Origin of the sequence: Thalassobaculum sp. (genome assembly GCF_040219615.1) — a bacterium.
GTDB lineage: Bacteria > Pseudomonadota > Alphaproteobacteria > Thalassobaculales > Thalassobaculaceae > Thalassobaculum_A.
On record NZ_JAVJSE010000013.1, the window covers coordinates 341,008 to 367,639 of the forward strand.

30 protein-coding genes are annotated in these 26,632 nt (G+C 70.1%); 23 read left to right on the plus strand and 7 right to left on the minus strand.

Annotated features, from left to right (window positions below; genetic code table 11):
* Positions 1–138 precede the first annotated feature (138 nt).
* The 6 genes from RIC31_RS09075 to phoB all read left to right on the plus strand — a co-directional run bounded on the left by RIC31_RS09075 (position 139) and on the right by phoB (position 6,329).
* Positions 139–1,179, plus strand: a complete 1,041-nt coding sequence (locus RIC31_RS09075) for a substrate-binding domain-containing protein (RefSeq protein ID WP_350105382.1) — start codon at positions 139–141, stop codon at positions 1,177–1,179.
* Between the two features lie 146 nt (positions 1,180–1,325).
* Positions 1,326–2,696: a phosphate ABC transporter permease subunit PstC gene (gene pstC / locus RIC31_RS09080; protein ID WP_350105383.1), complete on the plus strand. Its 1,371-nt coding sequence runs from the start codon at positions 1,326–1,328 to the stop codon at positions 2,694–2,696.
* A complete protein-coding gene (gene pstA / locus RIC31_RS09085; protein ID WP_350105385.1) occupies positions 2,689–3,984 on the plus strand; it encodes a phosphate ABC transporter permease PstA in 1,296 nt (431 codons plus the stop codon). The genes pstC and pstA overlap by 8 nt, the downstream gene beginning before the upstream one ends.
* Before the next feature lie 11 nt (positions 3,985–3,995).
* Positions 3,996–4,850, plus strand: coding sequence for a phosphate ABC transporter ATP-binding protein PstB (gene pstB, locus RIC31_RS09090; RefSeq protein ID WP_350105387.1), 855 nt, complete (start codon positions 3,996–3,998; stop codon positions 4,848–4,850).
* A gap of 29 nt (positions 4,851–4,879) precedes the next feature.
* A complete protein-coding gene (gene phoU / locus RIC31_RS09095; protein ID WP_350105390.1) occupies positions 4,880–5,608 on the plus strand; it encodes a phosphate signaling complex protein PhoU in 729 nt (242 codons plus the stop codon).
* A gap of 22 nt (positions 5,609–5,630) precedes the next feature.
* The gene (phoB, locus tag RIC31_RS09100) at positions 5,631–6,329 is read left to right on the plus strand and encodes a phosphate regulon transcriptional regulator PhoB (protein ID WP_350105392.1); all 699 of its coding nucleotides are present in this window, start codon (positions 5,631–5,633) and stop codon (positions 6,327–6,329) included.
* A gap of 3 nt (positions 6,330–6,332) precedes the next feature.
* Here phoB and RIC31_RS09105 read toward each other — a convergent pair whose 3' ends face one another.
* The 3 genes from RIC31_RS09105 to RIC31_RS09115 are packed head-to-tail and all read right to left on the minus strand — an operon-like array spanning position 6,333 to position 9,179.
* Positions 6,333–6,845, minus strand: a complete 513-nt coding sequence (locus RIC31_RS09105) for an O-acetyl-ADP-ribose deacetylase (RefSeq protein WP_350105394.1) — start codon at positions 6,843–6,845, stop codon at positions 6,333–6,335.
* The gene (locus RIC31_RS09110; RefSeq protein WP_350105396.1) at positions 6,842–8,170 is read right to left on the minus strand and encodes an AmpG family muropeptide MFS transporter; all 1,329 of its coding nucleotides are present in this window, start codon (positions 8,168–8,170) and stop codon (positions 6,842–6,844) included. The genes RIC31_RS09105 and RIC31_RS09110 overlap by 4 nt, the downstream gene beginning before the upstream one ends.
* Positions 8,171–8,189: 19 nt before the next feature.
* The gene (locus RIC31_RS09115; protein ID WP_350105398.1) at positions 8,190–9,179 is read right to left on the minus strand and encodes an adenosine kinase; all 990 of its coding nucleotides are present in this window, start codon (positions 9,177–9,179) and stop codon (positions 8,190–8,192) included.
* 272 nt (positions 9,180–9,451) lie between these two features.
* On the opposite strand from RIC31_RS09115, the gene RIC31_RS09120 reads away from it, so the two are divergent.
* The 3 genes from RIC31_RS09120 to RIC31_RS09130 all read left to right on the plus strand — a co-directional run bounded on the left by RIC31_RS09120 (position 9,452) and on the right by RIC31_RS09130 (position 11,342).
* Entirely contained in the window at positions 9,452–10,150 is a 699-nt protein-coding gene (locus RIC31_RS09120; protein ID WP_350105400.1) for an EI24 domain-containing protein, read from the plus strand.
* A gap of 134 nt (positions 10,151–10,284) precedes the next feature.
* Complete coding sequence (locus RIC31_RS09125; protein ID WP_350105402.1) at positions 10,285–10,905, plus strand: bactofilin family protein; 621 nt, start codon at positions 10,285–10,287, stop codon at positions 10,903–10,905.
* Positions 10,902–11,342 (plus strand): hypothetical protein, encoded by a 441-nt coding sequence (locus tag RIC31_RS09130; RefSeq protein ID WP_350105404.1) that lies wholly within the window; start codon positions 10,902–10,904, stop codon positions 11,340–11,342. Before RIC31_RS09125 ends, RIC31_RS09130 begins: the two co-directional genes overlap by 4 nt.
* A 25-nt stretch (positions 11,343–11,367) precedes the next feature.
* Here RIC31_RS09130 and nth read toward each other — a convergent pair whose 3' ends face one another.
* Positions 11,368–12,009, minus strand: coding sequence for an endonuclease III (gene nth, locus RIC31_RS09135; RefSeq protein ID WP_350105718.1), 642 nt, complete (start codon positions 12,007–12,009; stop codon positions 11,368–11,370).
* A gap of 127 nt (positions 12,010–12,136) precedes the next feature.
* Here nth and RIC31_RS09140 point away from each other — a divergent pair, with 127 nt between their 5' ends.
* On the plus strand, positions 12,137–12,664 hold the full coding sequence (locus RIC31_RS09140) for a DUF2244 domain-containing protein (RefSeq protein WP_350105406.1): 528 nt from the start codon (positions 12,137–12,139) through the stop codon (positions 12,662–12,664).
* A gap of 32 nt (positions 12,665–12,696) precedes the next feature.
* On the opposite strand, the gene RIC31_RS09145 is transcribed toward RIC31_RS09140, so the two are convergent.
* Positions 12,697–12,819 (minus strand): hypothetical protein, encoded by a 123-nt coding sequence (locus tag RIC31_RS09145; protein ID WP_350105407.1) that lies wholly within the window; start codon positions 12,817–12,819, stop codon positions 12,697–12,699.
* Between RIC31_RS09145 and RIC31_RS09150 the strand changes: the two genes are divergently transcribed.
* Genes RIC31_RS09150 through RIC31_RS09160 form a run of 3 tightly spaced genes read left to right on the plus strand, consistent with a single transcriptional unit; the run spans position 12,818 to position 17,650 of the window.
* Complete coding sequence (locus RIC31_RS09150; protein WP_350105410.1) at positions 12,818–13,777, plus strand: HlyD family secretion protein; 960 nt, start codon at positions 12,818–12,820, stop codon at positions 13,775–13,777. The genes RIC31_RS09145 and RIC31_RS09150 overlap by 2 nt on opposite strands.
* Positions 13,774–16,500 carry a ribosome-associated ATPase/putative transporter RbbA gene (gene rbbA, locus RIC31_RS09155; RefSeq protein ID WP_350105412.1) on the plus strand — a complete coding sequence of 909 codons (2,727 nt, stop codon included), beginning with the start codon at positions 13,774–13,776 and terminating at the stop codon, positions 16,498–16,500. Before RIC31_RS09150 ends, rbbA begins: the two co-directional genes overlap by 4 nt.
* Position 16,501: 1 nt before the next feature.
* Entirely contained in the window at positions 16,502–17,650 is a 1,149-nt protein-coding gene (locus RIC31_RS09160) for an ABC transporter permease (protein ID WP_350105415.1), read from the plus strand.
* 209 nt (positions 17,651–17,859) lie between these two features.
* Here the strand turns inward: RIC31_RS09160 and hslU are convergent, their stop codons facing one another.
* Positions 17,860–19,170: an ATP-dependent protease ATPase subunit HslU gene (gene hslU / locus RIC31_RS09165; RefSeq protein ID WP_350105417.1), complete on the minus strand. Its 1,311-nt coding sequence runs from the start codon at positions 19,168–19,170 to the stop codon at positions 17,860–17,862.
* A 15-nt stretch (positions 19,171–19,185) separates the two neighbouring features.
* A complete protein-coding gene (gene hslV / locus RIC31_RS09170) occupies positions 19,186–19,746 on the minus strand; it encodes an ATP-dependent protease subunit HslV (RefSeq protein ID WP_350105419.1) in 561 nt (186 codons plus the stop codon).
* A gap of 131 nt (positions 19,747–19,877) precedes the next feature.
* Between hslV and RIC31_RS09175 the strand changes: the two genes are divergently transcribed.
* The 10 genes from RIC31_RS09175 (at position 19,878) to RIC31_RS09220 (ending at position 26,322) form a co-directional block, all read left to right on the plus strand.
* Positions 19,878–20,156, plus strand: a complete 279-nt coding sequence (locus RIC31_RS09175; protein WP_350105421.1) for a ribbon-helix-helix domain-containing protein — start codon at positions 19,878–19,880, stop codon at positions 20,154–20,156.
* 5 nt (positions 20,157–20,161) lie between these two features.
* The gene (locus RIC31_RS09180) at positions 20,162–20,479 is read left to right on the plus strand and encodes a type II toxin-antitoxin system RelE/ParE family toxin (protein ID WP_350105423.1); all 318 of its coding nucleotides are present in this window, start codon (positions 20,162–20,164) and stop codon (positions 20,477–20,479) included.
* Positions 20,480–20,580: 101 nt separating this feature from the next.
* A complete protein-coding gene (gene hisB / locus RIC31_RS09185) occupies positions 20,581–21,195 on the plus strand; it encodes an imidazoleglycerol-phosphate dehydratase HisB (protein ID WP_350105425.1) in 615 nt (204 codons plus the stop codon).
* Between the two features lie 60 nt (positions 21,196–21,255).
* Positions 21,256–21,921: an imidazole glycerol phosphate synthase subunit HisH gene (hisH, locus tag RIC31_RS09190; RefSeq protein WP_350105427.1), complete on the plus strand. Its 666-nt coding sequence runs from the start codon at positions 21,256–21,258 to the stop codon at positions 21,919–21,921.
* Complete coding sequence (locus RIC31_RS09195; protein ID WP_350105429.1) at positions 21,918–22,607, plus strand: GNAT family N-acetyltransferase; 690 nt, start codon at positions 21,918–21,920, stop codon at positions 22,605–22,607. Before hisH ends, RIC31_RS09195 begins: the two co-directional genes overlap by 4 nt.
* Complete coding sequence (hisA, locus tag RIC31_RS09200) at positions 22,604–23,335, plus strand: 1-(5-phosphoribosyl)-5-[(5-phosphoribosylamino)methylideneamino]imidazole-4-carboxamide isomerase (protein ID WP_350105431.1); 732 nt, start codon at positions 22,604–22,606, stop codon at positions 23,333–23,335. The genes RIC31_RS09195 and hisA overlap by 4 nt, the downstream gene beginning before the upstream one ends.
* On the plus strand, positions 23,335–24,099 hold the full coding sequence (gene hisF / locus RIC31_RS09205) for an imidazole glycerol phosphate synthase subunit HisF (RefSeq protein WP_350105433.1): 765 nt from the start codon (positions 23,335–23,337) through the stop codon (positions 24,097–24,099). Before hisA ends, hisF begins: the two co-directional genes overlap by 1 nt.
* Positions 24,099–24,449 carry a phosphoribosyl-ATP diphosphatase gene (locus RIC31_RS09210; RefSeq protein WP_350105435.1) on the plus strand — a complete coding sequence of 117 codons (351 nt, stop codon included), beginning with the start codon at positions 24,099–24,101 and terminating at the stop codon, positions 24,447–24,449. Before hisF ends, RIC31_RS09210 begins: the two co-directional genes overlap by 1 nt.
* A 3-nt stretch (positions 24,450–24,452) precedes the next feature.
* Positions 24,453–24,821: a histidine triad nucleotide-binding protein gene (locus RIC31_RS09215; protein WP_350105437.1), complete on the plus strand. Its 369-nt coding sequence runs from the start codon at positions 24,453–24,455 to the stop codon at positions 24,819–24,821.
* A 220-nt stretch (positions 24,822–25,041) separates the two neighbouring features.
* A complete protein-coding gene (locus RIC31_RS09220) occupies positions 25,042–26,322 on the plus strand; it encodes a pentapeptide repeat-containing protein (RefSeq protein ID WP_350105438.1) in 1,281 nt (426 codons plus the stop codon).
* The last annotated feature ends 310 nt before the right edge of the window (positions 26,323–26,632 follow it).

The following is a 26,632-nucleotide window of genomic DNA, read 5'->3' on the forward strand; positions in this document are numbered from 1 at the left end:
CGGGCTGTCATAAAACTTTCATCGATCCGTCTTAAATCCTTTGTCGCCTGGCCGGTACTTCTCCGCCTGCCAGGGGGGCCTGCTGGGGACCCGTGGCGTACCCGAGAACCTCCCCTGCGAGAGACTGGAGGACCCTACATGACGTTTTCTTTCGGTAAGGTGGCCACGATCGCCGCGCTCGGCGTGGTTGCGATGGCCGCGCAGGCCGAGGCCCGCGACCAGATCCGCGTCGTCGGATCGTCCACCGTGTTCCCGTACACCCAGGCCGCTTCCGAGGAGTTTTCCCGGTCGACCGGCATGAAGGCTCCGGTCGTGGAGTCGACCGGCACCGGCGGCGGCATGAAGATCTTCTGCCAGGGCATCGGCACCGAGCACCCGGACCTGACCGGCGCGTCGCGCGCCATGAAGAAGTCCGAGTACGAGCTCTGCGCGAAGAACGGCGTCACCGACATCAGCGAGGCGCTGATCGGCTATGACGGCCTGTCCTTCGCCGTGTCGCGCAAGGGCGCGGCCATGAACGTGACCAAGGGCCAGCTGTTCCTGGCTCTGGCCGCCGAGGTGCTGCAGGACGGCAAGGTGGTCGCGAACCCGTACAAGAAGTGGTCGGAGATCGACAAGTCGCTCCCGGATGTCGCCATTCAGGTGTTCGGCCCGCCGCCGACCTCCGGCACCCGGGACGCCTGGGTCGAGCTGGTCATGGAAGAGGGCTGCCACGAGCTGGACGGCTACAAGAAGCTCGCCAAGGACGTGCAGAAGACCGTCTGCTCGCGGATGCGCCAGGACGGCCCCTTCATCGAGGCCGGCGAGAACGACAACCTGATCGTGCAGCGCCTGGAGTCCGATCCGAACGCCTACGGCATCTTCGGCTACTCGTTCCTGTACGAGAACCAGGACAAGCTGGTCGGCGCCAAGGTCGAGGGCGTGGCGCCGAGCATCGACGCGATCGCCGACGGCTCCTACAAGATCTCGCGGCCGCTGTTCTTCTACGTGAAGAACGCGCATCGCGGCGTGATCCCGGGCCTGACCGACTTCGTTACGGAGTATGTCAGCGATGCGGCCCTGGCCCCGGGCGGCTACCTGACCGAGCGCGGCCTGGTTCCGCTCTCCGACAAGCGTCGCGCAGAGATGCAGGACGCGATCGTCAACGGCAAGCACATGTCGCGCTACGCCGGCAGCTGACGTCGATCCGGGATGGAGGCGGGGCTCAGCTCCGCCTCCGATCCCCGGTCTTTTGGATACGAACACCCTTTCATTTGCCCCTTTCTCGAATTCCGCTCGTTGTTCAGGACGCAACAGACCCGCAACGCCGCGAACCGGAGCATCGGATGTCTCTGTACCTCCTGATCATCGTCGTCGGGCTTCCGCTGCTCGGTTTCATCCTCGCCCGTCGCCGGGCATCCGCCATGGTCGGCGCCGGGGCGGCGCTTCATTCGCTGCCGGACTTCCATGGTGCCTACGTCGCCGCCTGGACCGGGATACCGTCGATCCTGCTGGTCGTGGTTTGGGTTGCGGTCCAAGGGCCGCTCCTCGATCAGGCCATCTTCGCGACGCTGCCCGACGCGTTCCGGGCCGCGGTCGAGAACCGCGGGCTTACGCTGGCGGAGATCCACAGCGTGGCCGACGGACGGCTGTTCGGCGAGCCGGCACCCGAGGTCCGCGCCGCCGCGGAGCGCCTCAATACCTGGGCCGCGCTGTCGAACTGGGCGATGGTCGCCGTCGCGGCAGCTTCGGCGGTCGCCGGGCTGGTGGTGACGCGCAGCCGGCTTTCCCCGGAGTTCCGGGCGCGGCACGGTGTCGAGCGGGTCCTGAGCGGGCTGATGGTGGTGTGCTCCACCATCGCCGTCCTGACGACCCTGGGCATCCTGCTGTCGCTGATCTTCGAGTCGATCCGCTTCTTCGCGAAGGTGCCGTGGTACGAGTTCCTGTTCGGTTTGAACTGGGAGCCGCAGATCGCGATCCGGGCCGACCAGGTCGCCGGGGCCGGGGCGTTCGGCGCGGTACCGGTCTTCCTGGGCACCGTCGTGATCGCGGTCATCGCGATGCTGGTCGCCACCCCGATCGGACTGCTCTCTGCGATCTATCTCACCGAGTATGCCTCGCCGCGGTTCCGGGCGGTCGCCAAGCCGTCCCTCGAGATCCTCGCGGGCATTCCGACGGTGGTGTACGGGTTCTTCGCGGTCCTGACGGTCGCCCCGGCGCTGCGGGCGCTCGGCGCGTCGGTCGGACTGGACGTCGCACCGAACAGCGCGCTCGCGGCCGGCGCGGTCATGGGGCTGATGATCATCCCGTTCATTTCGTCGCTGTCCGATGACGCGCTCGCGGCCGTGCCGCAATCGCTTCGCGACGGTTCCGCCGCGCTCGGCGCGACCAAGTCGGAGACCATAACCAAGGTACTGCTGCCCGCCGCGCTGCCCGGGATCATGGGCGGCGCGCTGCTGGCGGTCAGCCGGGCGATCGGCGAAACCATGATTGTGGTCATGGCCGCCGGCCTGATCGCCAAGATGACCCTCAACCCGCTCGAATCGGTGACCACCGTGACGGTGCAGATCGTCACCCTGCTGATCGGCGACACGGAGTTCGACAGCCCCAAGACCCTGGCGGCCTTCGGTCTGGGGCTCGTCCTGTTCGTCATCACCCTCAGTCTGAACGTTTTGGCCCTCCGCATCGTCCAGAAATATCGAGAGAGATATGACTGACAGCTCCCCCACGATCGCGTCGGCCCTGTTCGACTGGAACTCGCCGCGGATGCGAGGCCGCTTCGTGGCCCGCCACAAGGCGGACAGGCGACTGCAGATCTACGGCCTGACGGCCATCGGGACGGCGGTCCTTCTGATCGCGATCCTGATCGGATCGCTGGTCGCGTCCGGGTACCACTCCTTCGTCCAGACCCACGTCAGCTTCGAGGTGTTCGTCGATCCGTCGAAGGTCAGCGCCGATGCGCCCGAAAAGGGCAACTACCGCAACATCGTGCGGGACAGCTTCACGGCCGCGTTCCCGGACGCGACGAGCCCGCGAGACAAGCGGGCCCTGACCGATATCCTCACGGCCGACGCGCCGTATATCATCCGCGACCGCGTGGTCGCGGACCCGTCGCTGATCGGCCGCCGCTTCGAGATCACGATGCCGGTCTCGGATCCGTTCGATCAGTTCGAGAAGGGCGTCATCCCGCGCGACGTTCCCGAGGAACAGCGCAAGGTCTCGGACAAGCAGATCGTCTGGTTCGACGCCCTGGTCGCGCAGGACCGTATCACGACGCCGTTCAACACCGGCCTCTTCCTGAACGCGGATTCGCGATTCCCCGAGCTCGCCGGACTGGCGGGCGCGATCGTCGGGTCGTTCTACGCGCTCCTGGTCTGTTTCCTGATCAGCTTTCCGGTCGGCATCGCCGCGGCGGTCTACCTCGAGGAGTTCGCCCGCAAGGGCCGCTGGTCGGACATCCTGGAGGTGAACATCAACAATCTGGCGGCGGTGCCGTCGGTCGTCTTCGGTCTTCTCGGCCTCGCTGTGTTCCTGAACTTCTTCGGGATGCCGCGATCGACGCCGCTGGTCGGCGGCATGGTGCTGTCGCTGATGACCCTGCCGACGATCATCATCGCCACCCGGGCCGCGCTGAAGGCGGTGCCGCCGTCGATCCGCGAAGCCGCACTCGGCATCGGCGCGTCCAAGCACCAGGTGATCCTGCATCATGTGCTGCCGCTAGCGATGCCGGGCATCCTGACCGGCACCATCATCGGCATGGCGCAGGCGCTCGGCGAGACCGCGCCGCTGCTGCTGATCGGCATGAACGCCTTCATCACCTCGCCGCCTGGGGGGGTCCTGGAGTCGGCGACCGCCCTGCCGACACAGATCTTCATCTGGGCCGACAGCCCGGAACGCGGCTTCGTGGCCAGGACCTCCGCGGCCATCCTGGTTCTGATCGGGTTCCTGATCGCGATGAACCTCGTCGCTGTCGTTATGCGCAAGCGCTTCGAACGCCGCTGGTAAGGGAAACAGACATGTCCGACGCCACTCAGATCGCCGCCAGCGCACCCGCGCCGGTGGCCACGGCCGAAAGCCCGCAGCCGACGGCTGTCGCCCCCGGGACCGGAGCCGCCGCGATCAAGATCCTCGCCCGCGACGTCAACGTCTTCTATGGCGACAAGCACGCCCTGAAGCATGTCGACCTGGACATCAACGAGCACCAGGTCACCGCGCTGATCGGGCCGTCCGGCTGCGGGAAGTCGACCTTCCTGCGGTGCCTGAACCGCATGAACGACGTGATCGACGGCTGCCGCGTGGTCGGCTCGATCAAGCTCGACAAGGCCGACATCTACGACACGTCGCTGGACGTCGTGCAGCTGCGCGCCCGGGTCGGCATGGTGTTCCAGAAGCCGAACCCGTTCCCGAAGTCGATCTACGACAACGTCGCCTACGGGCCGCGCATCCACGGTATCGCCCACAACAAGGCCGACCTGGACGAGATCGTCCACCGGAGCCTGGAGCGGGCCGGACTGATCAAGGAAGTGCACGACCGCCTGGACTCGCCCGGTACCGGCCTCTCGGGCGGCCAGCAGCAGCGGCTGTGCATCGCGCGGGCGATCGCCGTCAACCCCGAGGTCATCCTGATGGACGAGCCGTGCTCCGCGCTCGATCCGATCGCGACCGCCAGGATCGAGGAGCTGATCGACGAGCTGCGCGAGAACTTCACGATCGTCATCGTGACCCACTCGATGCAGCAGGCCGCGCGGGTGTCGCAGCGCACCGCCTTCTTCCATCTGGGCGACCTGGTCGAGGTCGGCGACACCGAGCAGATCTTCACCAATCCCAAGGACGGCCGCACCCAGGGCTACATCACGGGTCGCTTCGGCTGAGCCGGCGACCGGACGCGAGGACAGACATCATGGTGGACCAGCACATCGTCAGGCAGTTCGACGAGGAACTGGACGAGTTGCGCGCGACGATCGCGCAGATGGGCGGCCTGGTCGAGCAGCAGGTGGTCGACGCCATGGCCGCGATCGCCCGGCGCGACGACCTGCTCGCCAGGCGCTGCCAGGAGGCCGACGTCGAGATCGACGCCATGGAGGACAAGGTCGAGGCGCTGACCCTGCGCATGCTGGCGCTGCGCCAGCCGGTGGCGCTCGACCTCCGGGCGATCCTGGCGGCGCTCAAGATCGCCCACAACCTGGAGCGCATGGGCGACTACGCCAAGAACGTCGCCAAGCGCGCCTCGGCCCTGGCGCATCTGCCGGAGGTCGGGGCGGTCAACGGCATCGTCCGGATGGGCCGGCTGACCCACGGCATCATCAAGGACGTCCTGGACGCCTATGCCGAGCCGAACGTCGACAAGGCCGTGACCGCCTGGACCCGCGACCAGGAAATCGACCAGATGTACAACAGCCTGTTCCGCGAACTCCTGACCTACATGATGGAGGACCCGCGCAACATCACGGCCTGCACGCATCTGCTGTTCGTCGCCAAGAACATCGAGCGGATCGGCGACCACGCCACCAACATCGCCGAGACCGTGTACTTCCAGGAGAAGGGCACCCGCCTCCAGGGCATGCGGCCGAAGGGCGACCGCACCAGCTACGCGGTCGTGACACCGCCGGAGGCAGATGAGGCGTCCTGAGGAAGCAATGACGGGTATGACCATGAAACCGCTGATCCTGGTCGTCGAGGACGAGGCCCCGATCGTCACCCTGCTGCGCTACAACCTGGAGCGCGAGGGGTTCCGCGTGGTCGAGGCCGGCGACGGCGAGGAGGCCCTGCTGCTGGCCGCCGAGCGCAAGCCCGACCTGGTCCTGCTGGACTGGATGCTGCCGCTGCTGTCCGGCATCGAGGTGTGCCGGCGGCTGCGCCGCGGCGCCGACTCCAAGAACGTGCCGATCATCATGCTGACGGCGCGCGGCGAGGAGGGCGACCGGGTCCGCGGCCTGAACTCCGGGGCCGACGACTACGTGACCAAGCCGTTCAGCCCGTCCGAGCTGATCGCCCGGGTCCGCGCCGTGCTGCGCCGCGCCCGGCCGTCGACCGACGAGGAGACCCTGCGCTACGGCGACCTGCTGATGGACCTGGCGTCGCACCGGGTGAAGCGCAGCAGCCGCGACATCCACCTCGGGCCGACCGAGTTCCGGCTGCTCCGGCACTTCCTGGAGCATCCCGGCCGGGTGTTCTCGCGCGAGCAGCTGCTGGACACGGTCTGGGGCCCGGACGTCTACGTCGAGCCGCGCACCGTCGACGTCCACATCCGGCGGCTGCGCAAGGCCCTGAACGCCGACCAGGACGACGACCTGATCCGCACCGTCCGCTCGGCCGGCTACGCCCTCGACGCCGCCGGCGCCCTGGCCTGAGGGTCAGAGCATCGCCAGTTCGCGCCGGTAGGCGGCCAGCGCCTCGGCGCCGAAGCAGCAGAAGGTGACCCGGGTGATCCGCGGCTCGCCGGCCAGCAACGCGGCGGCGGTCGCCACCGCGATCCGGGTGGCTTCGGCCAGCGGGTAGCCGTAGACGCCGGTCGAGATCGCCGGGAACGCCACGGTCGCGGCCCCGTGCTCGACCGCCAGCGCCAGGCTGCTGCGGTAGCAGGATTCCAGCAGCCCGGCCTCGCCCCGGCCGCCGCCCTGCCAGACCGGGCCGACCGTGTGGATCACGAAGCGCGCCGGCAGCCGGAAGCCCGGGGTGATCCGGGCCTCGCCGGTCGGGCAGCCGCCGATCGCCCGACAGGCTTCAAGCAGCGCCGGGCCGGCCGCCCGGTGGATCGCGCCGTCGACCCCGCCGCCGCCCAGCAGCCGCTCGTTGGCGGCGTTGACGATGGCGTCGACCGCCAGGGTCGTGATGTCGGCCGCGACGGCCTGCATCCGCGCCGTCACGCCGGCGTCTCCGTCGCCGGCTTGTCGGCGGCCGGCAGCGGCGGGAACAGCCGCATCAGCACAAGCAGCAGGATCAGGCCCGGCACCGCGATCGCGGTCGAGGCGAAGAAGAACTGCACCCAGCCGAGCTGCTCGGCGGCCCAGCCGGACGGCGACGACAGCACGGTTCGCCCGAACGCCATGAACGAGCTCAGCAGGGCGTACTGGGTGGCGGTGAAGGCGACGTTGGTCAGCCGCGACAGATAGGCGATGAAGGCCGCCGTGCCCATGCCGCCGGTGGCGTTCTCGACGCCGATCGTGATCACCAGCATCCAGACCTCGCTGCCGACCGTCGCCTGCAGCGCGAACACCAGGTTGGAGGCGGCCTGCAGCACGCCGCAGATCAGCAGCGCCCACATCAGCCCGAGCCGGCGCACCATCACCCCGCCGACCACCAGCCCGGCCAGCAGGGCGAGCAGGCCGAACACCTTGGTGACCTCGGCGATCTCGGTCTTGGTGAAGCCGACGTCGATGTAGAACGGGTTGGTCATGGCGCCCAGGAAGGCGTCGCCGAGCTTGTACAGCAGGATGAACAGCAGGATCAGCAGGGCCCAGGGCCGCGTCAGGAATTCGGCGAACGGCGCCACCACCGCCTCGCGGACCCATTGCGCCGTCTTCTGCATCCGGCTGCCGCGCGGCGGCGGCACCGGGGCCGGGCCCTCGGGCTCGGGACTGAGCAGGATGGTCAGCAGCCCGACCAGCATCAGCGCCGCCATCGCCAGATAGGCCTGGAACCAGCCGAGATTGTCGGCCAGCAGCAGCGCCCCGGCCCCGGCCGCCAGGATGCCGACCCGGTAGCCGAGCACGTAGGCGGCGGCCCCGGCGCCCTGCTCGGTCTCCTCCAGGCTCTCGATCCGGTATGCGTCGACCACGATGTCCTGGCTGGCCGAGAAGAACGCCACCAGCACCCCGAACAGCGCCATCAGCAGCGGGCTGGCCAGCGGATCGGTGGTGCCGAGCCCGGCCAGGGTGACCATCAGCGCCAGCTGGGTCGCCACCATCCAGCCGCGCCGGCGGCCGAGCCAGCGGGTCAGCGGCGGCAGCGGCAACCGGTCCATCACCGGGGCCCAGGCGAATTTCAGCGTGTAGGGCACGCCGATCAGCGCGAACAGGCCGATCGAGGTCAGGTCGACCCCGACCTCGCGCATCCAGGTGCTCAGGGTCGAGAACGACAGCAGCAGCGGCAGGCCGGACGAGAAGCCGAGCAGCAGCACCACCAGCACCCGGCGCCGCAGATACAGCGTCAGGGTGTCGCGGATCGCCGCCGCCCGGCCTTCTGAGATCATTTCCGCCGCTTTCCGCCGGTCACCCGAAACGCGCCGCCACCAGTTTCTTCAGGTCGGCCTCCGGGCGGGCGCCGTAGTGCGAGATGATCTCGGCGGCGCACAGCCCGCCGAGCCGCCCGCAGGTGGCGACGTCCTTGCCCTGGGTATAGCCGTACAGGAAGCCGGCGGCGTACAGGTCGCCCGCCCCGGTGCTGTCGACGACCCGGTCGGCCGCCTCGGCGTCGAGCACATGGACCTCGTCGCGGTGCATCACCACCGAGCCCTTCTCGCTGCGGGTCAGGGCCGCCGTTTCGACTTCGAAACGCACCTTCTGCAGGGCTTCGTCGAAGCTGCCGGCCTCGAACAGAGAGACGATCTCGTGCTCGTTGGCGAACAGGATGTCGACATGGTGGCGCACCAGTTCCTGGAACTCGGCGCGGTGGCGGTCGACGCAGAACGGGTCGGACAGGCTGAGCGCGACCTTGCCGCCGTTCTCGTGGGCGATCCGCGCGGCCTTCAGGAAGGCCTGCTTGGCCTGCGGCGGGTCCCACAGATAGCCCTCGAGATAGACCACCTGGGCGTCGGCGATCATGGCCGGGTCGACGTCGTCCGGCGTCAGGTTCACGCAGGCCCCGAGATGCGTGTTCATCGAGCGCTGGGCGTCCGGGGTCACCAGCACCAGGCAGCGCGCGGTCGGCGGGCCGTCGGCGGCGGGCGCGGTCTCGAAGCGCACGCCCTGGGCGGTGATGTCGTGACGGAACACCTTGCCCAGCACGTCGTCGCGCACCTTGCCGATGTAGCCGGCCCGGGCACCGAGCGCGGCCAGGCCGGCGGCGGTGTTGCCGGCCGACCCGCCGGACACTTCCAGGCCCGGCGGCATGGCGTCGTACAGCGCCTCGCTGCGGGCGTCGTCGATCAGCGTCATGGCGCCGCGCTCGACGCCGTGGGTTTGCAGGAACGCATCGTCTATGCGGGCGATCACGTCGACGATCGCGTTGCCGATCGCGACGACGTCCAGACTCTTCGGCATCCAAGTCCTCCAGGGTCCCGGGGGATCGCCGGGCGGGGCGCCGATTGCCCGGCCGCGGCGCCGCCAATCTAGCGGCGCCGGCCGCCGAGGGGAACCCGGAGCCGGAACCGGGAATCCGACCGGGGCGGCCGCCCGGTCCCGGCCGCGGCGCGGCGAACCGGCGCGTCGAGCCCCCTTGCGGCCGACCGGGCGTCATGGTTATTCCGCTCCCGAGGGGGCTGCAGGGCCGGATCGCGGCACCGCATCGACGACGCCGAATCGGAGACTTTAGGATGTTCGAGTCCATCGCGCGGACACTCGGTCAGCTCGCGGACCCGCGGCTGCGCGGCGTCCTGGCGGCGGCCATCCTCGCGACCCTGGTCCTGATCCTGGCACTGGCGGCGGTCGTCGGCGCCGGGATCGACGCCCTGCAGGCGACCGGGATCGGCTGGCTGGACGAGCTGTTCACCTGGCTGGGGGCGATCGCCACGGTGATCCTCGCCTTCCTGTTCTTCCCCGGCATGGTGCAGGTGATCAGCGGCCTGTTCGCCGACCGGGTCGCCGAGGCGGTCGAGGCACGCCACTACACGGCGCTCGGGCCGGCGCGCCACCAGACCATCGGCGAGATCCTGACCGACGCCCTGCAGTTCGCGGCGGTGTCGGTCGGCCTGAACCTGCTGGCCCTGCCGTTCTACCTGCTGCTGCCCGGCCTCAACCTCGCCCTATTCTACGGGCTCAATGGCTACCTGCTGGGACGGGAATATGCCGAGATGGTCGCTGTCCGGCGGCTGGACCGGGCCGGGGTGAAGGCGTTCCGGAAGCAAAATCAAGGCGCCCTGTTCGCCGCCGGCGTGGCGATCGCGGTGCTGGCGACGATCCCGGTCGTCAACCTGGCCACCCCGGTGCTGGCGACCGCCTTCGCCCTGCACGAATTCGAGCGACTGCGACGGCGCAACGGGGGGGAACCGGAAATTCGTGCGCCGGCGCATTGACCTGTTGCGGATTAGCACCGTTCAAGGATAATCTCTATTTGGCAGGTGGTTAGGGCGACGGGTTTCCAAAGGAGATTAAAACCATGTTCGGGCGCCGCAAACCTATTGAGTCCGCATCGCGAACCGAGTCATCAGTGTCTGGTGACTGGAAGGCCGGCAAGGCCGCCGACGGCAAGGGTCCGACCCTGGTCTCGGACAGTGCCGCCGGGCCGCAGTCCAGCCCGGACCAGACCTCGCCGGAAACCACGAAAGGCCCCGACATGTCGAGCCAGATCCCGTCCAAGCCGCTGAGCGGCGGAGTCGTCCCCGAGATCCCGCGCCGCGCCGCGGTCGACAACCTGGCCGGCGGCCCGGCCCGCAAGCCGACGCCGCGCGCCAACGTCGAGAACAAGCGCCTGCTGGTCGGCCGCGACATTTCGCTGGCCGGCGAGATCACCGCCTGCGACATCCTGGTGGTCGAGGGCACGGTGCAGGCGACCCTCGAGCAGAGCCAGATGCTGGAGGTCACCGATTCCGGCACCTTCCGCGGCAAGGTGCAGATCGAGGAAGCGGTGATCGCCGGCCTGTTCGAGGGCACGCTGACGGCGCGCGAGAAGCTGACCATCAAGGGCACCGGCAAGATCATCGGCACCGTGCGCTTCGGCCAGCTCGAGGTCGAGCTCGGCGGCGTCATCAAGGGCGACATCGGTCCGCTCGACCAGCCGATCCAGCAGGCCGAGCCGCCCAAGGATCTCAAGGAGACGATGGCCGAATGAACCGACTGCTCGGGACATTGACCGCAGTCCTGACGGCACTGGCGCTCGCCGGCTGCGCGACCACGTCGGGCCCGGGGGCGTCCGTGACGTCCCAGGGCGATGCGGGAGCGGTGCGGCCGGCGGCGACCGGCGCGACCGTCAAGGCCGCGGCCGTTCTGAGCGAGTCGGACCGAAACCCGGACCGGTTGCGCGGGCTGTCGCCCGACGCGGTGTCCGGCCTGATCGGCATGCCGCACTACGTCCGCCGCGAAGGCGGCGCCACCGTCTGGCAGTACTATGCGGGCGGCTGCGTGATGGACCTGTTCTGGTACGCCACCGCCGGCGGCCCGCGCCTCCTCGACTACGAGGTGCGGGGCGTCCGGCTGGCCGGCACCGCCGAGGCCAGCAGCTGCTTCGGCAACCTGCTGGCCCACCGGGCCGGCGCCACCACCAGCTGAACCGCCCCGGGCCGCCGGCGGCCGTTCAGGCGGGGTCCGGGGTCTTGTCCCCGAAATTGCAGAAGGCCCGCGCCACGCAGCGCGGACAGGCCGGCTTGCGGGCCTTGCAGATATAGCGGCCGTGCAGGATCAGCCAGTGATGGGCGTGCCGCAGATATCGTTCCGGCACCCGTTTCAGCAGCGCCAGTTCGACCGCCAGCGGGGTCTTGCCCGCCGCCATTCCGGTCCTGTTGGCAACCCGGAACAGATGCGTGTCGACGGCGATGGTGGGCTCGCCGAAGGCGATGTTCAGCACCACGTTGGCGGTCTTGCGCCCGACCCCCGGCAGGGTTTCCAGGGCCTCCCGGTCGCGCGGCACCTCGCCGCCATGCTCGGCGATCAGCTTGGCCGACAGGGCGACCACGTTCTTGGCCTTGGCGTTGAACAGCCCGATCGTCTTGATGTGCTCGCGCACCCCCTCCTCGCCGAGCGCCAGCATCTTCTCCGGCGTGTCGGCGACGGCGAACAGCCGGCGGGTCGCCTTGTTCACCCCTGTGTCGGTGGCCTGGGCCGACAGCACGACCGCCACCAGCAGGGTGAACGGGTTGACGTATTCCAGTTCGCCCTCCGGCTCCGGATTGGCGGCCTCGAGGGCGGCGAAGAACCCCTCCACCTGGGCGTTTGTCATGCGTCGGGTCATGGCGTTCCCCCCTCGGCGCCGCCGGAACCGGGGCGCTGCCGGAGCGAGCATGCCGACCGCGACTGCGATGTCCAGTCGCTTTGACCCGGACCGCGGGACGGCGCATATCTGCTTTATGAGCGATCAGGCCGCCTCAGATCCCGGGACGGCGCCGGCGGCGGGGCCGGCACCGCTGCTCGACGTGGTCGTGTATCCGCACCGCAGCCTCGGGCCGACCGGCTTCCTGGTGCTGATGGCGGTGCTGTGCGCCTGCTCTTTCGCGGTCGGCCTGGTGTTCTACCTGAGCGGGGCCTGGCCGGTGGTCGGCTTCCTCGGCCTCGACGTGCTGATCGTCTACGTGGCGTTCCGCCTCAACTACCGGGCGGCGCGGGCCTACGAGACCCTGCGGCTGACCCGCGAGGCCCTGGAGGTCACCAAGGTCGACGCCCGCGGCCGCGGCCGCCGCATCGCCTTCCAGCCCTACTGGCTGGCGGTCGACATGGACGATCCGCCACGCCGGCACAGCCGGCTCACCCTGCGGTCGCACGGCCGGCGCCTGGAGATCGGCGGATTCCTGACCGGCGATGAGAAGCTGGACCTGGCCCGGACCCTGCGGCGCGGCCTCGACGAGGCCCGCCGGCCGCCGGCGACGGAGGCTCGCTGACCGGCGTCCCGCCAGTCCGGCCTTGACCTCGCTCAATGCTGCGGTTGCACAATGGCCGGATGTTGGGTGCGGCCGGCGATGCCGGCGACCCGGTCCTTCACCAGGATGGCGAGTGCAGCGATGAGGATATCCGGTCGGCCGGTGCTCGCCGGCATGGTAGTCGCCGCCCTGCTGGCAGCCGCCGGCCTGGCGTGGTGGAACGGCCGCGACCGCCTGCCCGAGCACCTGGCGGTCGGCAACGGCCGGATCGAGGCCGAGATCGTGCACGTCGCCGCCAAGTATCCGGGCCGGGTTATCGAGGTCCGGGTGCAGGAGGGCGACAGCGTCGAGGCCGGCCAGGTGGTGGCGCTGATGGACTCCCGCGAGCTGAAGGCCGATCTGGCGCGCGCCGAGGCCCGGGTCGCCCAGGCCTCCGAGGACCGCGCCGAGGCGGCGGCGCAGATCGTCGAGAAGCGCAGCCTGCTGCGCTACGCCGACCGCGAATTCGACCGCGCCGTCAGCCTGCTGCGGAGCGGCCACGCCACCGAGGAGCGGGTCGACGAGCGCCGCGCCGACCGCGACAGCCTGGCCGCCGGGCTGCGCGCCGCCGAGGCCCGCCAGGCCGCCGCCGCCCGCGCCGAGGAGGCGGCCGCGGCCGAGGTCGAGGGTGTCCGGGCCCGGCTCGACGACACCGTGCTGAAGGCGCCGCGTCCCGGCCGGGTGCAGTACCGGCTGGCCGAGCCGGGTGAGGTACTGGCGGCCGGCGGCCGGGTGCTGACCGTCGCCGACCTGACCGACATCACCATGACGATCTTCCTGCCGACCGCCGAGGCCGGCCGGCTGGCGATCGGCTCGGAGGCCCGGATCGTGCTGAACGCCGCCCCCGGCTACGTGTTTCCGGCCCGGGTCGGGTTCGTCGCCGACACCGCCCAGTTCACGCCGCGCGAGGTCGAGACCCGCAGCGAGCGCGACAAGCTGATGTTCCGGGTCAAGCTCCGTGTCGCCCCGGATCTGCTCAGGCAGTACCAGGACCGGGTCAAGCCGGGCCTGCCGGGCGAGGCCTATGTGCTGCTGACCCCGGACGGCGTTTGGCCCGAAGACCTGGCGGTCCGGCTGCCGCCGGTCGCCCGATGACCGCGCCGGCCGCCCGCCTGCGCGGCGTCGGCCACCGCTACGGCAGCGTCGCCGCCCTGCGCGACGTCGACCTGGAACTGCCGGCCGGCGGCACGGTCGGCGTCATCGGGCCGGACGGGGTCGGCAAGTCGACCCTGCTCGGCCTGGTCGCCGGGGCCCGGCGCATCCAGCACGGCAGCGTCGAGGTGCTGGGCGGCGACATGGCCGACCCGCGGCACCGGCGCGCGGCCTGCCCGCGCATCGCCTACATGCCGCAGGGCCTGGGCCGCAACCTGTACGCCGACCTCAGCGTGCATGAGAACCTGGCGTTCTTCGGCCGGCTGTTCGGGCTCGCCCGGGCCGAGCGCGAGGCCCGCATCGCCGACCTGCTGGCCGCCACCGGCCTGGACCCCTACCCCGACCGCCGGGCCGGCCACCTGTCCGGCGGCATGCGCCAGAAGCTGGGGCTGTGCTGCGCCCTGATCCACGACCCGGACCTGCTGATCCTCGACGAGCCGACAACCGGCGTCGACCCGCTGTCGCGCCGGCAGTTCTGGGAGCTGATCGACCGGATGCGCGCCGCCCGGCCGGGCATGACCGTGCTGGCCTCGACCGCCTACATGGAGGAGGCGGCGCGCTTCGAGAGCCTGGTGGCGATGCACGACGGCGCGGTGCTGGCCGCCGGCACGCCGGCGGCGCTGCTGGCCCGCACCGGCACCCGCGACCTGGAGGCCGCCTTCGTCGCCCTGCTGCCGGCCGACCGGCGCGGCGAGGCGACGCCCCTGGAGATCGCGCCGCGCCCGCAGGAACACGCCACCCCGGTGATCGTGGCGCGCGGCCTGACCCGCCGGTTCGGCGACTTCACGGCGGTCGACCATGTCGGGTTCGAGATCGAGCGCGGCGAGATCTTCGGCTTCCTCGGCTCCAACGGCTGCGGCAAGACCACCACCATGAAGATGCTGACCGGGCTGCTGCCGGCGACCGAGGGCGAGGCGACCATCCTCGGCAGCCCGGTGGAGGCCGGCGGCCTGGAGACCCGGCGCCGGGTCGGCTACATGTCGCAGAGCTTCTCGCTGTACGGCGAGCTGACGGTGGCCCAGAACCTCGACCTGCACGCCCGGCTGTTCGGTCTCGACGACGACCGCCGGCAGGCCAGGGTGACGGCGGTCACGTCGGATTTCGACCTCGCCGACGTCCTGGACGCCCTGCCCGACGGGCTGCCGCTCGGGGTGCGCCAGCGGCTTTCGCTGGCGGTCGCGGTGATCCACGAACCGGAGATCCTGATCCTCGACGAGCCGACCTCGGGGGTCGACCCGCTGGCCCGCGACCGGTTCTGGCGGTTGCTGGCGGCGCTGTCGCGCGACCGCGGCGTGACGATCTTCGTGTCGACCCACTTCATGAACGAGGCGGCGCGCTGCGACCGTATCGCGCTGATGCACGAGGGCCGGGTGCTGGCCTGCGACGGCCCGGAGGCGATCCGCCGGGCGAGCGGGGCGGAGACCCTGGAGGACGCCTTCGTCGACCTGCTGCGCCGGGCGGCGCCCGAGCACGCCCCGCCGGCCCCAGCCGTGCGGACCGTCCTCCGGCCGGGCCCGCCGGCGGTGACCACGGACCACGCCGGCGCCTGGCGACGGCTGTACGCCTACAGCCTGCGCGAGACCCTGGAGGTGATGCGCGATCCGGTGCGGCTGGCGTTCTCGCTGCTCGGCACCGCCTTCCTGATGCTGGTGTTCGGCTACGGCATCTCGTTCGACGTCGAGCGGTTGCGATACGCCGTGCTGGACGGCGACCGCAGCGCCGAGAGCCGGACCCTGCTCGAGGGCTTCCGCGGCTCGCGCTATTTCGAGGAGCAGGCGGCGCTGGCCGACCATGCCGAGATGGACCGCCGGCTGCGGCGCGGCGACATCGCGCTGGCGGTCGAGATCCCGCCCGGCTTCGGGCGCGACCTGCAGCGCGGCCGGGCGCCCGGACTGGCGGTGTGGATCGACGGCAGCATGCCGTTCCGGGCCGAGACGATCCGCGGCTACGTCCAGGGGCTGCAGCTGTCCTATCTCGACGAGCTGGCGCGCCGCGGCAGCGGGGCCGGGCCGCCGACGGCGGTCGCCGGGGTCGAGGCGCGGTTCCGCTACAACCAGGACTTCCGCAGCATCAACGCCATGGCGCCGGCCAACCTGGCGCTGCTGCTGGTGTTCATCCCGGCGATCCTGACCGCGGTCGGGGTGGTGCGCGAGAAGGAGATGGGCTCGATCACCAACCTCTACGTCACCCCGGTGACCCGGCTGGAGTTCCTGCTCGGCAAGCAGATCCCCTATGTCGGGGTCGCCATGGTGAACTTCCTGGTGATGGTGGCGATCGCCACCCTGGTGTTCGGGGTGCCGGTGCGCGGCAGCTTCGCCGCCCTGGTGGCCGGCGCCCTGATCTACGTGCTGGCGACCACCGGCATCGGCCTGCTGATGTCGACCTTCACCCGCACCCAGGTGGCCGCCCTGTTCGGCACCGCCATCCTGACCGCGGTGCCGACCGTGCAGTTCTCCGGGCTGATGCAGCCGGTCTCGTCGCTGGCCGGGGCCGGCCAGGCGATCGGCACGGTGTTCCCGGCGACCTATTTCATGAAGATCAGCGTCGGCACCTTCACCAAGGCGCTCGGCTTCGCCGACCTGGCGCCGCAGTTCCTGGCCCTGGCCTGCTTCTTCCCGGTCCTGCTGGCGGCCAGTGCGCTGTTGCTGCCGGCCCAGGAGCGCTGACATGCAGGGGCGCCGGATGCAGGGACGCCGGATGCAGGGGCTGCACGCGATCTTCCACCTCGGCGTCAAGGAGCTGCGCAGCCTGCGGCGCGACCCGGTGATGATCGGGCTGATCGTCTGGGCGTTCAGCCTGGCGATCTACACCGCCGCCAACGGCGTCGCCCACGACCTGCGCAACGCCGCGATCGCGGTGGTCGACCACGACCGCTCGCAGCTCTCGACCCGGATCCGCCAGGCCCTGCTGGGCCCGCAGTTCAAGACGCCGGAGCTGATCGACTTCGACGAGATCGATCCCGGCATGGACAGCGGGCGCTACACCTTCGTGCTGGTGTTCCCGCCGAGTTTCGAGGCCGACGTGCTGGCCGGCGACCGGCCGAGCCTGCTGCTGGACATCGACGCCACCGCCTCGATGCAGGCCGGCATCGGCCGCGCCTATGTGAGCCAGATCGCCGCCCGGGAGATCGCGGCCTACCTGCAGCTCGAGGACGCGGCACCACCGGTCGACCCGACGGTGCGGATCGCCTTCAACCCCAACCTGGAAAGCGCCTGGTTCACCAGCGTGATGACCCTGATCCAGAACGTCACCATGCTGTCGATCGTGCTGACCGGGGCGGCCTTCATCCGCGAGCGCGAGCACGGCACCATCGAACACCTGCTGGTGATGCCGCTGACCCCGATGCAGATCATGCTGGCCAAGGTCTGGGCCAGCGCCCTGGTGATCCTGGCGGCGGTCGCGGTCAGCCTGTGGCTGGTGATCGAGCAGCTGCTGGGGGTGCGGGTCGCCGGCTCGGTGCCGCTGTTCCTGGCCGGCACCGTGCTCTACCTGCTGTTCTCGACCAGCCTGGGGATCTTCCTGGCGACCCTGGCGCGCTCGATGCCGCAGTTCGGCCTGCTGTTCATCCTGGTGGCGCTGCCGATGAACATGCTGTCCGGCGGCAACACCCCGATCGAAAGCCAGCCGGAAGCCCTGCAGACCCTGATGCAGGCGGTGCCGTCGACCCATTTCGTGGCGTTCGCCCAGGCCATCCTGTACCGCGGCGCCGGCCTCGACGCGGTGTGGCCGCAGTTCGCCGCGACCCTCGGAATCGCCGTGCTGTTCTTCGCGGTCGCCGCGGCCCGCTTCCGCCGCAGCATCGCGACGCTGGGGTAGGCCGTCGACGGTCGCCGCTTCTCCTTCGGAGCGAGCGAGCTACGGAGCGGCGAGTGGGTCCCGGATCGACCGCGACGAGGGCGTCGCGTCCGTCCGGAATGACGAAAAAAAGAGAGGGAGATTTCTTCCCCCGTCGTCATTCCGGAGCGGCCCGACGAAGGCGGGACGGATCCGGAACCCACGAAGCGACGGGCGGGCGGCGCCCGGCTCTACAGGATGAACCGGCTGAGATCCGCGTTCTTGGCCAGCTCGCCGACCCGGGTGCGGACCAGCTCGGCGTCGACGGTGACGGTCTCGCCGGTGCGGTCGGAGGCGGTGAAGCTGATCTCCTCGAGCAGCTTCTCGAGCACCGTGTGCAGGCGCCGCGCCCCGATGTTCTCGACGCTGCGGTTGATCTCGACCGCCATGTCGGCGAGCGCGTCGATGGCGTCCTCGGTGAACTCCAGGGTCATGCCCTCGGTGCCGAGCAGCGCCTTGTACTGGGTGACCAGGCTGGCCTCCGGCTCGGTCAGGATGCGCCGGAAGTCGTCGCGGCTGAGCGCGCTCAGCTCGACCCGGATCGGCAACCGGCCCTGCAGTTCGGGCAGCAGGTCCGACGGCTTGGCGGTGTGGAAGGCGCCGGAGGCGATGAACAGCACGAAATCGGTCTTCACCGGGCCGTGCTTGGTGGCCACCGTCGTGCCCTCGATCAGCGGCAGCAGGTCGCGCTGCACGCCCTCGCGGCTGACGTCGCCGCCGCGCTTCTCCTCGGAGCGGGCGATCTTGTCGATCTCGTCCAGGAACACGATGCCGTTCTGCTCGACCGCCTCGATGGCGGTGCGGGTCACGGTCTCCTGGTCGAGCAGGCGGTCGGCCTCCTCCTTGACCAGCAGCTCGTAGGAATCCGCCACCGGCAGCCGGCGCTTGCGCTTCTGGCCGCCGAACGCCTTGCCCAGCATGTCGCCGAGATCGATCATGCCCATCTGGGCACCCGGCATGCCGGGGATGTCGAAGGTCGGCATGCCCTGCGGGCCGCCGCCGCTCAGCTCGACCTCGATCTCGCGGTCGGCCAGCGCGCCCTCGCGCAGCATCTTGCGGAACTTCTGCCGGGTCTCGGCGCCGGCGGCGTTACCGACCAGGGCGTCGATCACCCGCTCCTCGGCGGCCAGCTCGGCCTTGGCGTGGACCTCGCGGCGCATGCGCTCGCGGGTCATGCCGATCGCCACCTCGACCAGGTCGCGCACGATCGACTCGACGTCGCGGCCGACATAGCCGACCTCGGTGAACTTGGTGGCCTCGACCTTCAGGAACGGCGCCTCCGCGAGCCGCGCCAGCCGGCGCGCGATCTCGGTCTTGCCGACGCCGGTCGGCCCGATCATCAGGATGTTCTTCGGCAGGATCTCCTGGCGCAGCTCCTCGGGCAGCTGGCGGCGCCGCCAGCGGTTGCGCAAGGCGATCGCCACGGCGCGCTTGGCGTCGCGCTGGCCGACGATGAAGCGGTCGAGCTCGGAGACGATCTCGCGGGGGGAGAAGGCGGTCATAGGGTTTTCCCCCAGTTACAGGGATTCCAGGGTGACGCGGTCGTTGGTGTAGATGCAGATGTCGGCGGCGATCGCCATCGCCTTGCGGGCGATCGCCTCGGCGTCCATGTCGTCGCGGTCGGCCAGCGCCCGGGCCGCCGACAGCGCGTAGGCGCCGCCCGAGCCGATCCCGATCAGCCCGTCCTCCGGCTCCAGCACGTCGCCGGTGCCGGACAGGATCAGCGACACGCCCGGGTCGACCACCGCCATCATCGCCTCCAGCCGGCGCAGGTAGCGGTCGGTGCGCCAGTCCTTGGCGAGCTCAACGCAGGCCCGCATCAGCTGGCCCGGATGCTGCTCCAGCTTGGCCTCGAGGCGCTCGAACAGGGTGAAGGCGTCGGCCGTCGCCCCGGCGAAGCCGGCGATCACCTGGCCGCCGGCCAGCCGCCGCACCTTGCGGGCGCCGGCCTTCATCACGGTGTTGCCGAAGGTGACCTGGCCGTCGCCGGCCACCACCACGCGGCCGTCCTTGCGCACCGACAGGATGGTGGTGCCGTGCCAGGTCAGGGCGTGGCGGGAGTCGGAATGGTCGGTCATGGCGGTCCGTCGATGGGTGGCCGGGCGGCGTCCGCGGAATGTAAGGCCCGCGCGCCGGGGATCAAGCGTGGGGTTCGTGTTGACGACGGTACCACCAAGTCCTACCGTCGCAGCATCGGGAGGTAGCCGTCATGACCGTCAAGCCCACGATTTCCCTCACGGACGAAGCCCATGCCTTCGCGAGATCGCTGGTCGAGAGTGGCAAGTTTGCCTCGCTGAGCGCTGTCATCCAACACGGCCTTCGTTTAGTCGAGCGCGAGAACGAAGAGCACCGGGCAAGGCTCGACGCTATCCGTGCCGATCTCGATCGCCGCGCGGCACAGCCCTCGATCTCGATGGAAGAGATGGACGAACGACTCGCGGCTTGGCGGCTTGACCGTGGTCGGGCGGCGCCTGCCGATCTTGCCTGACGACCGTGAACGGCCGGGCATACAAGGTCGTCGAGAACACAGAGGTCCTGTCCGACTATGTTGCCATCGCCGGGCACATAACCCGCTGGACGGGCGATCTGGCGTTGGCGGACCGCACCGTCGATGCGATACGCGAATTCATCAAGAGCCTCGGTACATTGCCGCATCGCGGAGTCCCTCGCGACGACCTGCACCCGGCCCTGCGTCTCATCCCCTTCGGGAAACGCACCGTCATCGCCTACGAGATCGACGAAGACGGCGGGGTCGTTACGGTCCTTCGGGTGTTCTACGGCGGCCAGGACTACGAGGCGGTCGTCAGGTGAGGGCCGGCCGCCCGGCGGGTCGGACCAGGTGCCCCCAGACCCTTCCCCCTGCGGCCCGACGCTGGTAAAGGTCCGCCCACCGCTCCGCAGGAGACAACGGCATGGCCCGCCCAACTGCCACGCGCACCGCGACCGTCGAGCGCAACACCGCCGAAACCCGGATCGCCGGCACCGTCGACCTGGACGGCACCGGCGTCTACGACGTCAGGACCGGCATCGGCTTCCTGGACCACATGCTGGAGCAGCTGTCGCGGCACTCGCTGATCGACCTGACCCTGCGCGCCGAGGGCGACCTGCACATCGACTTCCACCACACCACCGAGGACAGCGGCTACGTGGTCGGCGCGGCGGTCGCCAAGGCGCTGGGCGAGCGCAAGGGCATCGCGCGCTACGGCTCCTGCCTGCTGCCGATGGACGAGGCGCTGACCCGGGTGGCGATCGACCTGTCCGGCCGGCCCTACCTGTCCTGGGACGTGGAGATGCCGGCCCAGAAGCTGGGCGACATGGACACCGAACTGTTCAAGGAGTGGTTCCGGGCGTTCGCCCAGGCCGCCGGCGCCACCCTGCACGTCGACAGCCTGAAGGGCGAGAACACCCACCATATCGTCGAGACCTGCTACAAGGGGCTGGCGCGCGCACTGCGCGAGGCGGTCGAGATCGACCCCCGCAAGGCCGACGCCGTGCCCTCCACCAAGGGCGCGCTCCGCAGCGACTGAGCGGCCCTTCGACTGACACCGGCCCCGGATCCGGTCCGGGGCGACCGAACGGCGACCACCATGGGCATCACCGCGATCATCGACTACGGCTCCGGCAACCTCAGGTCGGCCGCCAACGCCTTCGAGCGGGCGGCCCGCGAGTCCGGCGCGCCTACCGGGATCGAGGTCACCGACGATCCGACCCTGGTGCGGACCGCCGACCGGGTCGTGCTGCCCGGGGTCGGAGCGTTCGCCGACTGCCGGCGCGGCCTGTACGCGGTCGACGGCATGGTCGACGCGCTGACCGCCCGGGTGCTGGGCGACGGGGTGCCGTTCCTCGGCATCTGCGTCGGCATGCAGCTGATGGCGGCGGCCGGCTACGAGCACGTGACGTCCGAGGGCCTGGGCTGGATCGACGGCGACGTCGAGATCGTCCGGCCGGCCCCGGAGGCCGACGGCCGGGCCCGCAAGATCCCGCATATGGGCTGGAACCAGCTGAACCTGGACGCGGCCGGCGCCGGCCACCCGGTGCTTGCCGGAATCGACAATGGCGACCACGCCTACTTCGTGCATTCCTATGCCATGACCCTGCGCGACCCGGCCCAACGCCTGGCGACCGTCGACTACGGCGGGCCGGTGACCGCGGTGGTCGGGCGCGACAACCTGATCGGCACGCAGTTCCACCCGGAGAAGAGCCAGGCCACCGGGCTGCGGCTGATCGCCAACTTCCTCGGATGGAGGCCATGACGGACCGGACCGAGAACGAGCCTTCCCAGGCCGCGGCGGAGCCGGCCAAGGCCGGGCCCGCCGCCGGGAACCCGGCGCCGACCGGCGACCTGCCGCTGCCGACGCCGCCGATGCCGACCGTCGAGCTGGTCGAGAGCCTTAACAGCAACGACCTGCACGACCTGTGCGACGCCGCCGAGGCGGCGATCATCGACGGCGGCGGCTTCGGCTGGCTGCGGCCGCCGCCGCGCCAGACCCTGGAGGCCTACTGGAAGGGCGTGCTGCTGATCCCCGAGCGCATGCTGTTCGTGGCCCGGCTGGACGGCGTGGTCGCCGGCTCCTGCCAGATCCAGAAGCCGCCGCGCAACAACGAGGCGCAGGGCTTCGCCTGCAACCTGACCACCAACTTCCTGGCGCCCTGGTCGCGCGGCCACGGGCTGGCCCGCCAGCTGATCGAGATCGCCGAGCAGCACGCCAGGGCCGCCGGTTACCGGGTGCTGAACCTGGATGTGCGCGAGACCCAGCGGGCCGCCATCCGGCTGTACGAGACCCTCGGCTACGTGAAGTTCGGCGAGCATCCGTTCTACGCCTTCGCCGGCGACCGCTACGTGCGCGGCGCGTTCTACTACAAGGAGCTGAGCCCGCTCCACCCGATCGCGCCCCAGCCCGGGCCGAGCGGCCCGGCCGCCCCGGAGAAGACCCCGTGATCCTGTACCCGGCGATCGACCTGAAGGGCGGCCAGTGCGTCCGGCTGCTGCGCGGCGAGATGGCTGCCGCCACGGTCTACAACGACGATCCGGCCGCCCAGGCGCGGGCGTTCCGCGACGCCGGCTGCGCCTGGGTGCATGTGGTCGACCTGGACGGCGCCTTCGCCGGGCGGCCGGTCAACGGCGACGCGGTGCGGGCGATCCTCGGCGCGGTCGACGTGCCGGTGCAGCTCGGCGGCGGCATCCGCGACCGCGCCGGCATCGAGGCCTGGCTGGACGCCGGCGTGGCCCGGGTCGTGCTCGGCACCGTGGCGCTGCGCGACCCGGCGCTGGTGTTGGCGGCCTGCAGGGCGCATCCGGGCCGGATCGCGGTCGGCATCGACGCCCGCGGCGGCAAGGTCGCGGTCGAGGGCTGGGCCGAGACCGCGGAGGTCACCACCGAGCAACTGGCTTTGCAGTTCGAGGATGCCGGGGTGGCGGCGATCGTGTTCACCGACATCGACCGCGACGGCGCGCTGCAGGGCCCGAACCTGGCCGCCACCGGCGCGCTGGCCCGGCGGCTGTCGACCCCGGTGATCGCGTCGGGCGGGGTGTCGTCGCTGGACGACCTGAAGGCGATCGCCGGACTCGCCGGCGACGGCGTCGCCGGGGCCATCGTCGGCCGGGCGCTGTATGACGGCCGGGTCGACGCGGCCGCGGCCGCCAAGGTTCTGGCGGAGGCGGCGTGATGCTGAAGATCCGGGTCATCCCCTGCCTGGACGTCAAGGACGGCCGCGTGGTCAAGGGCGTGAACTTCGTCGACCTGGTCGATGCCGGCGACCCGGTCGAGCAGGCGGCGCTGTACGATTCCGAGGGTGCCGACGAGCTGTGCTTCCTCGACATCACCGCCAGCCACGAGGACCGTGCCACCATCTTCGACGTGGTCGGCCGGACCGCCGCGCGCTGCTTCATGCCGCTGACCGTCGGCGGCGGCGTGCGCACGGTCGACGACATCCGCAAGCTGCTGCTGGCCGGCGCCGACAAGGTGTCGATCAACACCGCGGCGGTGAAGAATCCCGAGTTCGTGCGCGAGGCGGCCCTGAAGTTCGGCAGCCAGTGCATCACCGTCGCGGTCGACGCCAAGCAGGTCGCCCCCGGCCGGTTCGAGGTGTTCACCCATGGCGGCCGCCAGGGCACCGGCCTGGACGCGGTGGCCTGGGCCCGGCGGATGGCGGAATACGGCGCCGGCGAGATCCTGCTGACCTCGATGGACCGGGACGGCACCAAGCAGGGCTTCGACCTGGCCCTGACCCGGGCGATCTCGGACGCGGTGCCGGTGCCGGTGATCGCCTCCGGCGGCGTCGGCACCCTGGACCATCTGGTCGAGGGCGTGCGCGAGGGCCATGCCAGCGCGGTGCTGGCGGCCTCGATCTTCCACTTCGGGACCTACCGGATCTCCCAGGCCAAGGCGGCGCTGGCCGCCGCCGGGGTGCCGGTGCGGGAGGGCCGCTGATGGCCGCCGCCGACCGTCAGGACCACGTGCTCGACCGGCTGGCCGCCACCGTCGCTTCTCGGCGCGGCGCCGATCCCTCGACCAGCTACACCGCGAAGCTGCTGGCGGCCGGCCCGGCCAAGGCCGCCCAGAAGCTCGGCGAGGAAGCGGTCGAGACGGTTATCGAGGCGGTGCGCGGCGACCCGGCCGGGCTGGCGGCCGAGAGCGCCGACCTGCTGTACCATCTGACGGTGCTGTGGGCGGCCGCCGGCGTCGACCCGGCCCGGGTCTGGGCCGAGCTGGAGCGCCGCGAGGGCACCTCCGGGATCGCCGAGAAGGCGTCGCGCGGGACGCAAGCACAGGAGAGCTGAGGCATGGCCTACGATCCGAACAACATCTTCGCCCGGATCCTGCGCGGCGAGATCCCCAACAAGACGGTGTACGAGGACGAGTACGCGCTCGCCTTCCACGACATCAACCCGCAGACCCCGACCCATGTCCTGGTGATCCCCAAGGGTGCCTACGTCTCGTTCGCCGACTTCTCGGCCGAGGCCAGCGACGCCGAGATCGTCGGCTTCGTGCGGGCGGTCGGCAAGGTCGCCCGCGACCTCGGGGCCGAGGATCCCGGCTACCGGATCCTGGCGAACAACGGGGCCGACGCCCGCCAGGAGGTGCCGCATCTCCACGTCCATGTGTTCGCCGGCACCGACCTCGGCCGCATGATCAAGCCCGCCGGCAAGTAACCCCCCCAAGCGATTGAAAAGCCCGCCGAACCTTATCTGAATTAAAGCAAATTTTAGGAAAATGCTGTAAGACCCTGATTTCCTTGCAGATTTCCACAATTGAACGTACGCTAATGTTGAATATGGCCTGCGACCTCAACAGGTCGTGGTCTCCGGAAGCGCATACCACCTTATGTGGCGTGCGACACGGGACGCGCAAAACGCGCGGGTGGGGACGATCATGAGACCGAGCCAGGATCTCGATTGGGACGTGGCGGACGCTGTCCGCAAGCACGGCCTGTATCTCAAGCAGTACACCGGCGGCCAGCAGGCCGATTTCCGCCACAAGACGCTCCGCGGCACCATGCTGGCGGCGGCCGATCTGCGCCAGGCGCTGTTCGCCGGCGCCGACCTGCGCGGATCCAACTTCGCCGGCGGCAATCTCGAGCGCGCCCAGTTCTCGACCGCCAAGCTGGAGACCGTCGACTTCGCCGGCGCCAAGCTGATGCATGCCAACATGCGCGGCGCCAACCTCAAGGGCGCCAAGCTGATGGCCGCCGACCTGACCGACGCCGATTTCCGGCCGGCCAAGATCGTCGACATGAACCGCACGATCGAGCAGAACGCCAACCTGTCGAAGGCGGATGTCTCGAACGCCCAGTTCGTGCGCACCAACCTGACCGGCGCCAACATGTCGGCGGTCATCGCGGTCGGCGCCGGGTTCCAGTCGGCGGTGCTGCGCGACGTCAACCTCAGCCGGGCCGACCTGTCGAAGACCTCGTTCAAGGGCAGCGACCTGCGCGGCTCCAACCTGCGCGGCGTCAACTTCGCCGACGCGGTGCTGACCGACACCGACCTGACCGGCTCCGACCTCCGGTCCTGCAATCTCGACGGCGCCGACCTGTCGGGCGCCGACCTCACCGCCTGCCTGATCGCCACCGGGCTGGAGAAGGCCGCGCCGGACGTCCAGCAGAAGGTGATCGAGCATTTCGCCTGGATCAGCTCCGGCGGCAAGAAGGGCGCGCGCGCCTCGTTCAAGGGTGCCGACCTGTCCGGCATCGATCTGTCCGGCGCCGACCTGTCGGCCGCCGACCTCTCGGGTGCCAGGCTCGACGGCGCCAACCTGCGCCAGTGCTCCCTGCGCTTCGCCGACCTGTCCGACGCCAGCCTCGAGCGGATCGACCTGTCGCGCAGCGACCTGCGCGGCGCCCGCCTGAAGGCGGCCCGGCTCGACGGCGCCACCCTCACCCACGCCCGCCTGACCCCGATGCAGATCCTCAAGCCGTCGACGCTCGAGGTGCAGCGGGAATGGCCGGCCGACCTGACCGGTGCCTCGCTGGTCGGCGCCAAGGCCGACAAGGTCGACTTCGGCGGCGCGGTCCTGCACGGCACGGTGTTCGACCACGCCGACCTCAGCCATGCCGGTTTCAACGGCGCCGACCTGCAGGGCTGCTCCTGGACCGATGCGATCGGGCTGGCGGCATCGGTCACCGAAGCCGCGGTCGCCAGCGCCGCCGAGTGACCGCCAACCCGCTGTGACCGGATTCTCCTTGGATTTTCGTGAGTTGTCTGGATCAGTTCATAATTCGAGCGAATTTATTATAAGCAATTGTCGCATTTACTTAAAGTTTAGCATTACATTATAAATTGCCTATAGAAGACTGATTTTGCTTGGTTATGTTTAGCCAACCCGGCGAATCGCTGCCGGGCTGGCCGGTGCTCCTCACGATTCCCGATATCATTCTGATTCGACGCGATTTCCAGGTGACCCGGCGGTGAACCGGCCGAGGCCCGTCCATAGCTCCCGAAGATCGTCCTGAAGGGAGCCGGCG

Excerpts from the sequence above, each read along its gene's own strand:
- RIC31_RS09075 (WP_350105382.1), top strand. The coding sequence starts at position 139 with ATGACGTTTTCTTTCGGTAAGGTGGCCACGATCGCCGCGCTCGGCGTG.
- pstC (WP_350105383.1), top strand. The coding sequence starts at position 1,326 with ATGTCTCTGTACCTCCTGATCATCGTCGTCGGGCTTCCGCTGCTCGGT.
- pstA (WP_350105385.1), top strand. The coding sequence starts at position 2,689 with ATGACTGACAGCTCCCCCACGATCGCGTCGGCCCTGTTCGACTGGAAC.
- pstB (WP_350105387.1), top strand. The coding sequence starts at position 3,996 with ATGTCCGACGCCACTCAGATCGCCGCCAGCGCACCCGCGCCGGTGGCC.
- phoU (WP_350105390.1), top strand. The coding sequence starts at position 4,880 with ATGGTGGACCAGCACATCGTCAGGCAGTTCGACGAGGAACTGGACGAG.
- phoB (WP_350105392.1), top strand. The coding sequence starts at position 5,631 with ATGAAACCGCTGATCCTGGTCGTCGAGGACGAGGCCCCGATCGTCACC.
- RIC31_RS09110 (WP_350105396.1), bottom strand. The coding sequence starts at position 8,170 with ATGATCTCAGAAGGCCGGGCGGCGGCGATCCGCGACACCCTGACGCTG.
- RIC31_RS09115 (WP_350105398.1), bottom strand. The coding sequence starts at position 9,179 with ATGCCGAAGAGTCTGGACGTCGTCGCGATCGGCAACGCGATCGTCGAC.
- RIC31_RS09120 (WP_350105400.1), top strand. The coding sequence starts at position 9,452 with ATGTTCGAGTCCATCGCGCGGACACTCGGTCAGCTCGCGGACCCGCGG.
- RIC31_RS09130 (WP_350105404.1), top strand. The coding sequence starts at position 10,902 with ATGAACCGACTGCTCGGGACATTGACCGCAGTCCTGACGGCACTGGCG.
- nth (WP_350105718.1), bottom strand. The coding sequence starts at position 12,009 with ATGACAAACGCCCAGGTGGAGGGGTTCTTCGCCGCCCTCGAGGCCGCC.
- RIC31_RS09140 (WP_350105406.1), top strand. The coding sequence starts at position 12,137 with ATGAGCGATCAGGCCGCCTCAGATCCCGGGACGGCGCCGGCGGCGGGG.
- RIC31_RS09150 (WP_350105410.1), top strand. The coding sequence starts at position 12,818 with ATGGTAGTCGCCGCCCTGCTGGCAGCCGCCGGCCTGGCGTGGTGGAAC.
- RIC31_RS09145 (WP_350105407.1), bottom strand. The coding sequence starts at position 12,819 with ATGCCGGCGAGCACCGGCCGACCGGATATCCTCATCGCTGCACTCGCC.
- rbbA (WP_350105412.1), top strand. The coding sequence starts at position 13,774 with ATGACCGCGCCGGCCGCCCGCCTGCGCGGCGTCGGCCACCGCTACGGC.
- RIC31_RS09160 (WP_350105415.1), top strand. The coding sequence starts at position 16,502 with ATGCAGGGGCGCCGGATGCAGGGACGCCGGATGCAGGGGCTGCACGCG.
- hslU (WP_350105417.1), bottom strand. The coding sequence starts at position 19,170 with ATGACCGCCTTCTCCCCCCGCGAGATCGTCTCCGAGCTCGACCGCTTC.
- hslV (WP_350105419.1), bottom strand. The coding sequence starts at position 19,746 with ATGACCGACCATTCCGACTCCCGCCACGCCCTGACCTGGCACGGCACC.
- RIC31_RS09175 (WP_350105421.1), top strand. The coding sequence starts at position 19,878 with ATGACCGTCAAGCCCACGATTTCCCTCACGGACGAAGCCCATGCCTTC.
- hisB (WP_350105425.1), top strand. The coding sequence starts at position 20,581 with ATGGCCCGCCCAACTGCCACGCGCACCGCGACCGTCGAGCGCAACACC.
- hisH (WP_350105427.1), top strand. The coding sequence starts at position 21,256 with ATGGGCATCACCGCGATCATCGACTACGGCTCCGGCAACCTCAGGTCG.
- RIC31_RS09195 (WP_350105429.1), top strand. The coding sequence starts at position 21,918 with ATGACGGACCGGACCGAGAACGAGCCTTCCCAGGCCGCGGCGGAGCCG.
- hisF (WP_350105433.1), top strand. The coding sequence starts at position 23,335 with ATGCTGAAGATCCGGGTCATCCCCTGCCTGGACGTCAAGGACGGCCGC.
- RIC31_RS09210 (WP_350105435.1), top strand. The coding sequence starts at position 24,099 with ATGGCCGCCGCCGACCGTCAGGACCACGTGCTCGACCGGCTGGCCGCC.
- RIC31_RS09215 (WP_350105437.1), top strand. The coding sequence starts at position 24,453 with ATGGCCTACGATCCGAACAACATCTTCGCCCGGATCCTGCGCGGCGAG.
- RIC31_RS09220 (WP_350105438.1), top strand. The coding sequence starts at position 25,042 with ATGAGACCGAGCCAGGATCTCGATTGGGACGTGGCGGACGCTGTCCGC.